The organism is Echinimonas agarilytica (genome assembly GCF_023703465.1).
Classification (GTDB): Bacteria; Pseudomonadota; Gammaproteobacteria; order Enterobacterales; family Neiellaceae; genus Echinimonas; species Echinimonas agarilytica.
Genome location: NZ_JAMQGP010000007.1, coordinates 218,726 through 231,330 on the forward strand (window position 1 = coordinate 218,726; position 12,605 = coordinate 231,330).

The window sequence follows — 12,605 nt, forward strand, 5'->3', positions numbered from 1 at the left end:
GAGCTGCGAAGGCTAGCGGTGGTTTTGGCGCAATCAAATCAGTTGTTAGTGGCTAATTATTGTCTTGGACCAAGGCCAGTAATGCTTCAACCGGATGCTTTGGTTTATAACCTTCAAAGCGCTTCACTTGAGAGCGACAACTATAACCTGTGGTCAATACCTGCCCTTGAGGCACTTCTTTAATTGGTGTTGCCCAACTTAAGTTGTAAATACCTTCGGTTGTTTCACGATTATCAATCTCATGCCCATAGGTACCGGCCATACCACAACAACCGACCGCTTGGGTCTTAAGGATTCCGCCAAAGTGGCTGAAAATCGTTTGCCAATCGGCATGAGTCGTTGGCAATGCAGATTTCTCTGTGCAATGTGCGAATAAGGTAAATTGCTCACCCGAATCGGATTGTTTGGGAATGCTCTGTAGCTGAGGCATCAGCCATTCTTGCAACAGCATGACGTGGAAGTCACCGCGCTCTGCCCCGAGGGTTTTAGCGTACTCGTCTCGATAACACATCACCAGCGATGGATCGGTGCCAATCATTGGCAAGCCCATGTCATGCAACTGATTAAACAAGTCAGCAGCATCTTTGGCCGTTTTTGCAAACGCCTCTAAGAACCCTTTCACATGCTGAGGTTTACCATTGGGTTTAAACGGCAATAACACCGGCTGCTTACCCACCGCAGCAATGAAGCGCACCATGGCGTCTACCACTTGGGCGTCATAGTAAGTGGTAAATGGGTCTTGCACGATCAAAACAATGTCTTTGCGATCGTCGTCGGACAGCGCTTTGAGCTCGTCTAATTCAAAACCTAACGCTGGATGGCTGCGCAGCCGATCTTTTAACGTTGGGTATGACAACAATGGCGCATCCACCATCCCTAACGTCTGTTTCATCAGCCATTGCACAGGGCTTGCCGCCATCATGGCATTGGTGAATCGTGGCATTTTTGCCATCAGTGGGGTGTAATCTTCCACTCCGGCGATCATATAGTCGCGGAATGGGCGCTGGTACTTTTGGTAGTAAAGATTCATGAACCGAGCGCGGAACGTTGGCACATCAACACTGATGGGGCAAGCCGTGGTACAGGCCTTACAGGCCAAACAGCCTTTCATCGCATCCATCACTTCGTGGTTGTAATCGTACTCACCTCGAGATTTGGCAGCTGAATTCTTCCACTTTTGTAATGTATTCCGAACACTTTGTGACAAGGTTTTACGCTGACTTTCAAGCGCCGTCGGGTCAACGCCCTGAGCGCTCATTTGGCGTAACCACTCGCGCATCAATCCAGCCCGTCCTTTCGGACTGTGGCGGCGATCTTGAGTAATTTTAAACGACGGACACATGGGCGATTTTTCATCGTAGTTAAAGCACAAGCCGTTCCCGTTACAATCAACACTCTGAGTAAAACTATCACGCACATTCACTGGAATTTGTCGATCATATGCACCACGTTTTTCGGCATCAACCGACACCAACGACTCGCCAGAGCCAAAGGGTGTGGTTATTTTCCCAGGGTTCATCTGGTTCAACGGGTCGAACGCCGCCTTAATCTTTCTGAGCTCGGAGAACAGTGTTTCACCAAAAAACTCTGGACCATACTCAGAACGGTACCCTTTGCCGTGTTCGCCCCACATCAAACCACGATATTTTGCGGTGAGAGCCACCACTTGGTCGGATATTTTACGCAGCTGCACTTCTTGTTCTGGATCGCACATGTCCATGGCTGGTCGAACGTGCAGTACACCTGCATCCACATGGCCAAACATGCCGTATTGAAGTTCGTGAGAATCTAACAACGCCCGAAATTCCATAATAAAATCGGCAAGATTCTCTGGCGGCACGCAGGTGTCTTCAGCAAAGGCGATAGGCTTATTGCGGCCTTTAGTATTGCCCAAAAGGCCAACAGCTTTTTTACGCATACCGTAAATGGCATTAATGCTGGCCAAATCATGGGTCATTTGATACCCAATGATACCTCCTTCGCCTGAAGCCACCATTTGCTCAAGGCGAGCCTTTATGGTTTCAACTTTGCTTTGGTGTTCCAGCTCATCTTTATCAGCATACTCAACCATGTTCAGGCCTTGCATGTCTTTGCCTGGAACATCTTCAATCAAGTCGCTGACACTATGCCAAACCACATCTTCACGCGCTAAGTTGAGAACTCGGCTGTCCACTGTTTCAACACTAGTGGCATTGGCTTCAACCATGGCAGGAGCATTGCGAAGTGCCGCTTCAAAGCTGGCATATTTCACATTCACTAAGGTACGAAACTTTGGAATGGGCGTGATGTTGAACTTGGCTTCGCAAACAAATGCCAGTGAACCTTCCGAGCCGGCAATCAAACGGCCGATATCAACCGTTTTAGAATTCCAGTCAATCGCATGCTTTAAGTCATAACCGGTTAAAAAACGGTTCAGCGGTGGGAAAGTCTCGTCAATAACTGTTTGGTGTTCGGTGCAACTTTGAAGCACTTGACGGTAAATTCCAGCTTCAGTGCTATCGCCTTTGGCAATTTCTTGGGCTGTTTCAATAGTCACAGGGCTAGTTTCAAGCAAGGAGCCGTCAGCCAGCACTGCTTTCACAGCCAACAAGTGATCACTGGTTTTTCCATACACCAAGGAGCCTTGCCCCGATGCGTCGGTGTTAATCATGCCACCTACAGTCGCTCGATTCGACGTCGACAAATCGGGGGCAAAAAAGTAGCCATGAGGTCGCAGGGCGTCATTTAAACGATCTTTCACCAAGCCACCTTGAACTGTCACCCATGTTTCATCGGCATTCACTTCAAGCACTTGATTCATGTAACGCGATAAATCAACCACAAGGCCCGGCGTTAAAGACTGGCCGTTCGTTCCTGTTCCTCCACCTCGGGCGGAAAAACGAACGGCGTTAAAATGAGTTTGATTGGCGGTGCGTGCGATACATTGAACATCTTTAATATTCTTCGGGAAAACAGCAGCCTGCGGAAGTTGCTGGTACACGCTATTGTCCGTAGCCAATACTAGGCGAGAACTATAGGAAGTCTCAATATCGCCTTCAAAGCCCGCTTCACGAGCGGCTTCTAAAAATTCCTGATAGACAGGATCAATCATGTCCTGTTGTGGAATAACTGGGATTACAGACACCTAACTCTCTCCTAACTGCGCAAAATGCATAAAAAAGCAGGCGCACAATTTAGCAAAACAGGCGTTTTTGTACCAGCGATAAAACCGCTGTTATGACCTCAATACGCTGGCATCAGCGGCTTTAAGCGTTAACATTGCCCGTTGCCCAATTGCGACTGCTGCGTTTGGGAACACCACAACCTCATTGTCGAAATCAGCATAAATAGTCTGATTCGCCTCATAAGCAAGCGGTTGGTCTTTTTTGAAACGAGTAAAGTTTTTAAGTTGATCATCAAATGCCAATGAAAAGTCATCGTAATTTCGATGAATGACACGACTAACCTGAAACAGGTTGAGCGCTGCGTCATTCAATTCTGGCTCAGGAAAAAAGTTGTCGTGGAGCATCGACTTGATCACGCGCCGAATGGGCACCATGGGTTCAAGGTTGTTATGGCCAAACGCGCTGACCTGCCCTAACTCCACGGTAAAGGCTTCTGCACCATGGTATTTGGCGCTGTAATGGCTGAAGGTGGTTGATGGTTCACTGGATAACAACACGGTATCAATACCGCTTGCTTGTATACGCGCCACTGCCGCACTCGAAAAATCCATATTTTGAACAAACGGATAAACCGCAAAGAATGGGTACTCTGAGCCACGAATCGCCGTGTGCAAATCGTAGTGAACGCGGGGCATTGATTTATCAGAAGCGGCAAAGAATCGGTCAACGTGCATTTCCAACGTTTTTGCGCGACGTTGCTCGGCATTGGCAAAAGGAGGCTCTTTACGAACAAATAAACGATTCAAGTTTTCGTCAATAAAGCGTTTTTGAAGTTCGATAGCAGGTGGGTTTCCCACAATAAAAAGCACCCGAGCGGTCAACGACTGTTGCTCTAATGACAACTCTGCAACCAATGAATTTAATAATTCGATGGGCGCTGTTTCATTGCCATGAACACCACAAGACAGCACGATCGAGCGTTTTATGTCGCGATGCCTGGGTTCCACTTGCAATATGCCCTGCCCATGCCATTGCCACAAATTTGCTGCATCTTGCCACGATTCTCCATCTGTATGCTCGTTGGCTTGGGTTGCTTCCAGCAAGTTGAATGCTTTCATATCCGATCCTTTCACTAAAAATGCCCTATCGTCATACACCTACGATAACGGGCTAATAAGTCACAATCAGTTTCAAGCTTAAGTGCAATAAAATATCCATGTAATGATCTGTGTACAATGAATGAATTATAGACAGAATTGTCACAATGGCTGGCAGCTAAGCGCTGCTAGGGTTATAGTGCGCCTTTGTTCCCAACTACGCTCTCATATGTTCAAAGATAACCCGTTACTAGCGCAGCTCAAGCAAGACATTCGTGAAAACCTCCCGACCGTAGAAGGTCGAGTGAAAGCGAGTGATAAAGGGTATGGCTTTTTAGAAGTCGACCGTAAAACGAGCCATTTCATCGCACCGCCATTCATGAAAAAAGTCATGCATGGTGACATTGTCTCAGCCATCGTCAGAACCGAGGGTGACAAAACCCAAGCGGAGCCTGAAAAGCTAGTCGAAGGCGGACTCACCCGCTTTGTTGCTAAGCTCGGTAGCCGAAAAGACCGATGGTTTGTGCAACCCGAAAGCGCTATGGTCAACCTCAATATCAATGCTAAAGCAGAGCTGCTGAAGCCGGCTAAATTGGCCGTTGATGATTGGGTCTTAGCCGAGTTAACGCGTCACCCTTTGAAGGGCGACAACAGCTTCTTTGCGAGCATTGTTCATAAAGTTGCCGACGGCAATGACCCATATGCACAATGGCAATGCACACTCGCTCGACACAACCTCCCGGTTGTTGAACCAGATCTTCCCGAGCAAATTGATATCCTCGACGAAGGCATAGAACGCGTTGATTTAACAGCGGTCGAAATGTTCACCATCGACGGTGCAACCACCAAAGATATGGATGATGCTCTGGCAATTGAAACCACTGATAACGGTTGGAAATTAACCGTAGCCATTGCTGATCCAACAGCCTATATCGAAGCGGATTCGACCTTAGACAAAGCGGCGCGAGATCGCGGGTTTACCGTGTACTTGCCGGCACGTAACGTCAGCATGATTCCTTCACGTTTGAGTGAAGAGCTTTGCTCGCTTATGCCACACCAAGAACGCCCAGCAATGGTTGCAGAACTTTTTGTCTCTGCCACTGGCGAACTGATTGGCGAACCCACAATTTGTTTAGCGACCATTAAGTCGCACTACAAGCTTGCATACGAAGATGTGTCTGACTGGTTAGAACAAGCAGGCGATTGGGCGCCCGAAAACGATGCTTTGGCAACACAGCTCAAAGCACTAGAAGCGATGACCAAAGCTCGTAGCGCTTGGCGCAATGAGCACGCGATTACGTTCCCTGATCGACCAGATTTCCGTTTTGAACTCAATGAAGACTGCAGTGTAAAAACCATTCATGTGGAGCATCGCCGTACTGCCAATAGCATGATTGAAGAGTCAATGATTGTGGCAAATATTGCCGTATCAAGCTGGTTGCGTCAGCGAGTTGAACGCGCAATTTACAACGTACATGCGGGCTTTGAAGATGAAACGCTAGACGTTGCATTGGCGCTAATTCATGAATTTGAGGGCAGCGCCACCGAAGAGTCGCTGAAATCTCTGGCTGGATTCTGCGAGTTACGCCGCTGGCTCGATGCACAACCAACGGCCTATCTCGATTCTCGCCTGCGCAAATTCCAAAGCTACAGCGAAATCCAAGTCACGCCGGGTCAGCATTTTGGCATGGGGCTAGATTGTTACGGCACTTGGACATCTCCGATTCGTAAATATGGCGACATGATCAACCACCGACTGATCAAAGCGGTGTTGCGCGGCGATGAGACCATCGATTTACCAACAGAAGATGATGCCGAGCATTTAACTGAGCTGCGCAAGAAAAATCGATTCGCTGAACGCGACTTGTCAGATGTGCTCTACGCACGTTACCTGCAGGCTGACTTGAACAACAAAACCGTATTTAATGCCGAGATTTTCGATATTAATCGCGGTGGCATGCGAGCGCGTGTTCTCGACAATGGCTCCATGGTATTCATTCCTGCATCAACCCTGCATAGCGACAAGAAACAGGTCCAAGTCAATGCGGATGAAGGCATGATCACAGTCGCAGGCGAAGTAGCCTATCGTGTTGCAGACTCGGTTAAAGTGGTTCTCTCTGATATCAAAGAGCAAAACCGAAGCTTAGTGGCAAATGTTGTTCCTGAGTAAGCTTAATTGAGCAGATGATGCACCTTAGCGCTCATCTAAAGCCCCGCTAGCAGAGTCTGTACGCGGGGCTTTTTTATGGGAATTTAGAACTCAAATCGGAGGGGTCTCGGCACTCCGACTTGCCAAACTCATTATTTGATACAAAATACATTGTACAAAAATCACACAAAACATTGTTGAAGATGTATTCTATGACAACACATCTTCACAGGAGCACATCGATGGGGTACTTGATAGCGTCAATATGGTTGATCAGTCATATCATTTGCGGGCTGATCGTCAAGTATCGACGCGTGCAGTTGAATCGTTGGTATGAGTTTGCAGGCGTGATCTTAGGTCCACTCGCAATTCCACTGGCCACTTGGTGCGGCAAACCAGTACAAAAACCATTGAGGCAATAGCGCCGCTTTACGCTTGCACCAAAAAGCGCCCTGAGGCGCTTTTCAAAAATGGTTGGCGAAGGTTACCCCTGTACAATGGGTACCAATTCTATTTCTACTCGGCGATTGTTTGCACGCCCTTCAGCGGTGTTATTATCTGCAACCGGTCGACTTTCACCAAAACCAATGGCATTAATTCGCTCATACATGGTGCCTTGCTGACCCAAGTACGATTTCACGCTATTCGCGCGATTTTCAGAAAGCGTTTGATTGTAGCTTGCTGAGCCGGTACTGTCCGTGTGCCCTGCCACCTCTATCATGGTCTTAGGGTAGTGATTCACCACGCTAGCAATACGGGTTAATACTGATGTGAACTCAGGTTTCACATCTGCTCGATTGACATCAAACGTCACTTGATTGGGGATATTGAGGATCAGTCGATCACCATCTCGAATCACATCCACACCAGTGCCGGCCATTTCATGGCGCATGGCAGCTTCTTGATCATCCATGTAACTGCCCACTGCCGTGCCAGCAAGTGCACCGATTGCAGCGCCAACTAACGCACGGTCACGATGGTGACTACCTGTGGATTTACCAATAATGGCCCCAGCAGCAGCGCCAATAATCGCTCCCGTAGCTTTGTTATTGCTAACCGTTTGTCCAGTCTGTGGATCAATGGTTGTACATGCAGTCGTAATTAAAACAGACATTGCGATCGCAGCAATTTTATTCATTCTAAAGCTCCATACAAAATGACAACTAAACATAACAAAAAAGGCTACCGAGGTAGCCTTTTTATTTGTTACGAAGCGTAAAGATTCGTAGTGATGCGTTGCTTATTTAACGTCACACTTGGTCAAACGCCAGATATCACGTGCATAATCTTCGATGGAGCGGTCAGAGGTAAATTTACCCATGCGCGCCGTGTTCAAGATTGCACTTTCAGCCCAAGCCGTTTGGTCTTTGTACTTCTCATTCGCTAATTTATGAGCATCTGAGTAGCTTTCAAAGTCAGCCAATACGAGGTACGGGTCACCACCGTCAAGCAAGCTGCGTTTAATTGCAGACAAGGCACCTGGTTCACCCGGAGTGAAGTAATCTGTATCTAACCAATCCAATACCGCTTTAATCTCTGGGTTACCGTAATAGTAATCCCAAGGATTATAGCCTTTAGTTTTGGTCTCTTTCACTTCATCAACAGACAAGCCGAAGATGAACATGTTTTCTTCACCCGCTTCTTCTGCAATCTCAATGTTTGCACCGTCCATTGTACCCATGGTCAACGCACCGTTCAGTGCCATCTTCATGTTACCTGTACCAGATGCTTCATAACCGGCAGTCGAGATTTGCTCTGACAAGTCGGCAGCAGGAATCATTTTCTCGGCTAAGCTCACGCGGTAGTTCGGCAAGAAGATAACTTTCAACTTGTCTTTAATGCGTGGATCGTTGTTGATGCGATCGGCCACTTTATTAATGGTGAAGATGATTTCTTTCGCCAGCTTGTAACCTGGCGCAGCTTTCGCACCGAACAAGAACACCATAGGGTGGAAATCCAATTCTGGATTTTCCAACAAACGACGGTACAAGGCCAAGATGTGCAACAAGTTCAAATGTTGACGCTTGTATTCGTGAAGACGCTTAATCTGCACATCGAAGATGGCATCTGCGCTCACTTCAACACCGGTCAATTCACGAATTGAGCTCACCAATTCCAATTTATTTTCACGCTTAATTTGCATGTATTTCTTTTGGAATGTTTTGTTGGTTGCTTTCGGGGCAAGTTGCTCTAACAACTTAAGTTCACCCGGCCACTCAGTACCGATTGTGTCGTTAATGAGGGTAGATAAACGTGGGTTACACGCTTTCAACCAACGGCGAGGTGTTACGCCATTTGTGACATTCACAAACTTCTCTGGCCACATTTCGTAAAACTCAGGGAACAAGTCAGCTTTCACCAACTCAGAGTGAACTGCGGCAACGCCGTTAACCTTGTAAGAACCGACAACACACAAGTTACCCATGCGGATCATGCGTTGGTCAGCTTCTTCGATCAATGACAACTTGATTTTCTTGCTGTCATCACCTGGCCACTGTGCTTCAACTTCGTCAAGGAAGCGACGGTTGATTTCATAAATGATTTCAAGGTGACGTGGTAATACGCGCTCGAATAAGTAAACAGGCCACTTTTCAAGTGCTTCTGGCAGCAATGTGTGGTTTGTGTATGCGAAACTCTTTTGACACACAGACCATGCATCTTCCCAGTTCATTCCTTCTTCATCCATCAATGTGCGCATTAATTCTGGAATGGCAATTGTTGGGTGAGTATCGTTTAACTGAATTACGATTTGGTCAGAGTACTTGCTCAAGTCATCGCCATGGGCGCGCTTGTAGCGACGCATGATGTCTTTGAGTGAGCATGCACAGAAGAAGTACTGTTGGATCAGACGTAATTGCTTACCTGCATCCGTCTCATCATTCGGGTAAAGAACTTTAGAGATGGTTTCTGCTAAGTTCTGCTCGCCTTGAGCATCTTTGTAGGCACCTGCATTGAATGCATCCCAGTCAAAGAACTCAGAAGCGCGACTTTCCCACAAACGGAGAATATTTACTGTTTTGCCTTGATAACCAACAATTGGAATATCCCAAGGCACACCTTTAATGACGCTGCCAGGATGCCATACCTTACGAAGCGTACCGTCATTTTCGAATACTGTTTCAACGTAGCCAAACACTGGAATTTCTTGCACAGATTCAGGGCGACAAATTTCCCAAGGGTTACCATATTCGCGCCAAGAATCTGGGCGCTCAATTTGACGACCTTGCTGGAACGCTTGACGGAACAAACCGTGCTCATAGTGAATACCGTAACCAATAGCTGGGTAATTAAGGCTGGCTAACGAATCGATGAAACAGGCCGCAAGACGCCCTAAACCACCGTTACCAAGTGCCATATCTGGCTCTTCTTCAGCGATATCTGAGATCTCGTGACCCAAATCTTTGAGTGCTTGCGCTGCATTTTCAAAGAGACCTAAGCTTTGGAGGTTGTTCCCCATCAAGCGGCCCATCAAGAACTCAAGCGACAAGTAATGAACTGCGCGAGTATCTTTGTTGAAATGCGTTTTTTGGGTTTCGCTTAAACGAGAGAAAACAAGTTCGTTAACGGCCGCTGATGTTGCGCCCCACCAAGCTTTATCTGAAGCTTTTTCAGCATCTGTTCCCAGCGTTGTATTCAAATGACGAACAATGCTTTCTTTGAATTGATCGACGCTAACATCCATTTTAAATGCTTCTGCAGCGTTGCTGGCTGCGGGCTTTTTAGCTGGAGCTTTCTTTGCAGCAGGCTTCTTTGCTGCTGTAGTGCTCTTAGCTGTGGTGGTTTTACTGGTAGCCTTTTTAATAGCCATTCCTGTACCGTCCTATTTGAAAATTACCAATCAAAAAGTTGCGGTTGCCGACACTAGCCATGTCAGAACCAAACGTATTGGAGATTATAATAAGTAGTTGGAGGGGCTACGTTCTTGACGCCGATCACCATAATCAGCACTAAGAACACCCAAAAACAACCAAAGGACATGCACCTTCAGTTGTTTTGGGTTGTGATTGTGAAGGTTAGGTTATAATCCTGCTTTAGCGAATGCTGCCGCGACTATTTCCTGTGCTTCCTGTTGAATTTGAGCAAGGTGCGCCTCGTCTACAAAACTCTCTGCATATATCTTGTAGATCTCTTCTGTGCCAGAAGGACGCGCTGCAAACCAACCTTTATCTGTAACCACTTTCAAACCACCAATCGCCGCCCCATTACCTGGAGCTTCGGTAAGCTTAGCCGTTATTGGGTCACCCGCAAGGCGATCTGCTTCCACCATGTCTGAACTTAAGTTTGATAGTGCTTTCTTCTGCTCTGTATTTGCTGGAGCATCGATACGGCGATACACTGGCGAACCAAATTTAGCTTCAAGTTCTTGATAATGCTGGCCTGGATCTTTTCCAGTTACCGCTGTAATTTCAGCAGCTAACAACGCTAAGATGATGCCGTCTTTATCCGTTGTCCAAACACCACCGTCTTTGCGCAAGAATGATGCTCCGGCACTTTCTTCGCCACCAAAACCGAATTGCCCCGTATACAAACCATCGACAAACCACTTGAAGCCCACTGGCACTTCTTTAAGGTTTTTAGAAAGAGAGTTGGCAACATGATCGATCATTGAACTTGAAACCAGTGTTTTACCAATAGCTAAGTCATCGGCCCATTGCGGACGGTGGGTATAAAGGTATTGAATAGCCACTGCAAGGTAGTGGTTTGGATTCATTAAACCAGCAGATTTAGTCACAATGCCATGCCGGTCATAATCAGGGTCATTCGATACGGCAACATCAAAGTCGTCTTTCAAGTTGATTAAACTTGCCATTGCATAAGGAGATGAACAATCCATACGGATTTTTCCATCTTTATCCAATGTCATAAAGCTAAAGGTTGGATCCACGCGGTCATTCACAACTTGAATATCAAGACCATAGGTTTGCGCAATAGCTGGCCAGAAAGCAATGCCTGAGCCGCCCATTGGGTCAACACCTATTTTAACGCCCGCTTTTTTGATGGCATCGATGTCGATGACATTTTTGAGATCATCCACATAAGGTTGAATATAGTCATACTCAACGACCAAGTCATGCTGCCATGCTTCGTCAAATGGTGTGTAACCAATGCCTTCAAGTTCAATTGCAATTAGGTCATTAGCGCGATCTTGAATCCAGTTCGTTGCTTCGCTATCCGCAGGGCCACCATTGGGTGGATTGTATTTAAAGCCACCATCTTCAGGTGGATTATGCGAAGGTGTAATCACCACGCCATCGGCCACTTCAGCAGGCTTTTCTGCGTTGTAAGCTAATATGGCGTGCGAGATCACGGGTGTAGGCGTGTAGCCACGATCTTGTTGCACGCGCACTTCGATGCCGTTACCCACCAACACTTCAATTGCAGAACAAAGAGCCGCTTCGGATAATGCATGAGTGTCCATGCCAACGAACATAGGGCCATTGGTCCCCTGCTCTTTGCGGTAATCTACAATTGCTTGGCTAATCGCTAAGATATGCGTTTCAGTAAATGACTGCTTTAAACTGCTCCCACGGTGTCCCGATGTACCAAACGCAACTTTCTGCGCTGGGTTGCTCACATCAGGTTTCGCGAGATAATAATCGGTCAATAATCTCGGCACGTTACACAAATCTTGTGTCTCGGCTCTTTGACCGGCACGTGGATGAATTGCCATAGTGTTCCCTTCGCTCATTTCATTTATAAAGATTTAGTGAGGCGCTCTTTAATGTCAGCGTCCAATCCCAGTCGTTCACAGACTTCAATCAATATTGCACGTTTTTTGTGCGTATTATTATTGGTCACAACCCAATATTCTGAGCCTTCAATAGATTTGGGGTTGGTACTGCTGCCAGCAGCCAATAATTGTTCTTTAGACGTCGCAAAATACAAGCGATCACGACCTCGAATGTCATTCACTACATTAAAATTATCGGAAAATTGGTGATGTAACGCACTGAGTATAAGCAAGAATCGGCCAACCGCGCCCTTTTGCGCCGCCAAGATTTCGGCACTTGGCAATTGCTGCGCATCAATCGGGGTTATATTGGCGATGGATTGTTGCGGCGTTTCTTCTTCAATCACCGCTTCAGGTTCTTGCACAGCGGTAGGCTCCGCAGCAGTCACAGATTCTGAAATGTTCGACTTATCAACCTGCAATAAGCGCCGTAATATATCCGAGGCACTTTCGCCGATGTGTTGGGTTTGACTTGCTATGAACTGATAAAGGTCGTCATCAACTTCAATGATTTTCATTCGATA

Annotated in this window: 8 protein-coding genes; 2 read left to right on the top strand and 6 right to left on the bottom strand. The window is 46.9% G+C overall.

The window, feature by feature from the left end:
- Window positions 1–52 precede the first annotated feature (52 nt).
- Together ydiJ and astE are read right to left on the bottom strand one after the other, a co-directional pair.
- Window positions 53–3,124: a D-2-hydroxyglutarate dehydrogenase YdiJ gene (gene ydiJ / locus NAF29_RS14090; RefSeq protein ID WP_432763236.1), complete on the bottom strand. Its 3,072-nt coding sequence runs from the start codon at window positions 3,122–3,124 to the stop codon at window positions 53–55.
- A gap of 90 nt (window positions 3,125–3,214) precedes the next feature.
- The gene (astE, locus tag NAF29_RS14095; protein ID WP_251262266.1) at window positions 3,215–4,222 is read right to left on the bottom strand and encodes a succinylglutamate desuccinylase; all 1,008 of its coding nucleotides are present in this window, start codon (window positions 4,220–4,222) and stop codon (window positions 3,215–3,217) included.
- Window positions 4,223–4,430: 208 nt separating this feature from the next.
- Between astE and NAF29_RS14100 the strand changes: the two genes are divergently transcribed.
- A complete protein-coding gene (locus NAF29_RS14100; RefSeq protein ID WP_251262267.1) occupies window positions 4,431–6,371 on the top strand; it encodes an exoribonuclease II in 1,941 nt (646 codons plus the stop codon).
- A 221-nt stretch (window positions 6,372–6,592) separates the two neighbouring features.
- Window positions 6,593–6,772, top strand: a complete 180-nt coding sequence (locus NAF29_RS14105; RefSeq protein WP_251262268.1) for a hypothetical protein — start codon at window positions 6,593–6,595, stop codon at window positions 6,770–6,772.
- 62 nt (window positions 6,773–6,834) lie between these two features.
- Here the strand turns inward: NAF29_RS14105 and NAF29_RS18305 are convergent, their stop codons facing one another.
- The 4 genes from NAF29_RS18305 to seqA all read right to left on the bottom strand — a co-directional run bounded on the left by NAF29_RS18305 (window position 6,835) and on the right by seqA (window position 12,599).
- Window positions 6,835–7,488, bottom strand: a complete 654-nt coding sequence (locus tag NAF29_RS18305; protein ID WP_285817778.1) for a YiaD family glycine zipper/OmpA-like lipoprotein — start codon at window positions 7,486–7,488, stop codon at window positions 6,835–6,837.
- A gap of 102 nt (window positions 7,489–7,590) precedes the next feature.
- Complete coding sequence (locus NAF29_RS14120) at window positions 7,591–10,032, bottom strand: glycogen/starch/alpha-glucan phosphorylase (protein WP_251262355.1); 2,442 nt, start codon at window positions 10,030–10,032, stop codon at window positions 7,591–7,593.
- Between the two features lie 336 nt (window positions 10,033–10,368).
- Window positions 10,369–12,021 carry a phosphoglucomutase (alpha-D-glucose-1,6-bisphosphate-dependent) gene (gene pgm / locus NAF29_RS14125; protein WP_251262269.1) on the bottom strand — a complete coding sequence of 551 codons (1,653 nt, stop codon included), beginning with the start codon at window positions 12,019–12,021 and terminating at the stop codon, window positions 10,369–10,371.
- A gap of 23 nt (window positions 12,022–12,044) precedes the next feature.
- Window positions 12,045–12,599: a replication initiation negative regulator SeqA gene (gene seqA / locus NAF29_RS14130; protein WP_251262270.1), complete on the bottom strand. Its 555-nt coding sequence runs from the start codon at window positions 12,597–12,599 to the stop codon at window positions 12,045–12,047.
- Window positions 12,600–12,605: the final 6 nt, after the last annotated feature.

Excerpts from the sequence above, each read along its gene's own strand:
- NAF29_RS14100 (WP_251262267.1), top strand. The coding sequence starts at position 4,431 with ATGTTCAAAGATAACCCGTTACTAGCGCAGCTCAAGCAAGACATTCGT.
- NAF29_RS14120 (WP_251262355.1), bottom strand. The coding sequence starts at position 10,032 with ATGGATGTTAGCGTCGATCAATTCAAAGAAAGCATTGTTCGTCATTTG.
- pgm (WP_251262269.1), bottom strand. The coding sequence starts at position 12,021 with ATGGCAATTCATCCACGTGCCGGTCAAAGAGCCGAGACACAAGATTTG.
- NAF29_RS18305 (WP_285817778.1), bottom strand. The coding sequence starts at position 7,488 with ATGAATAAAATTGCTGCGATCGCAATGTCTGTTTTAATTACGACTGCA.
- seqA (WP_251262270.1), bottom strand. The coding sequence starts at position 12,599 with ATGAAAATCATTGAAGTTGATGACGACCTTTATCAGTTCATAGCAAGT.
- NAF29_RS14105 (WP_251262268.1), top strand. The coding sequence starts at position 6,593 with ATGGGGTACTTGATAGCGTCAATATGGTTGATCAGTCATATCATTTGC.
- astE (WP_251262266.1), bottom strand. The coding sequence starts at position 4,222 with ATGAAAGCATTCAACTTGCTGGAAGCAACCCAAGCCAACGAGCATACA.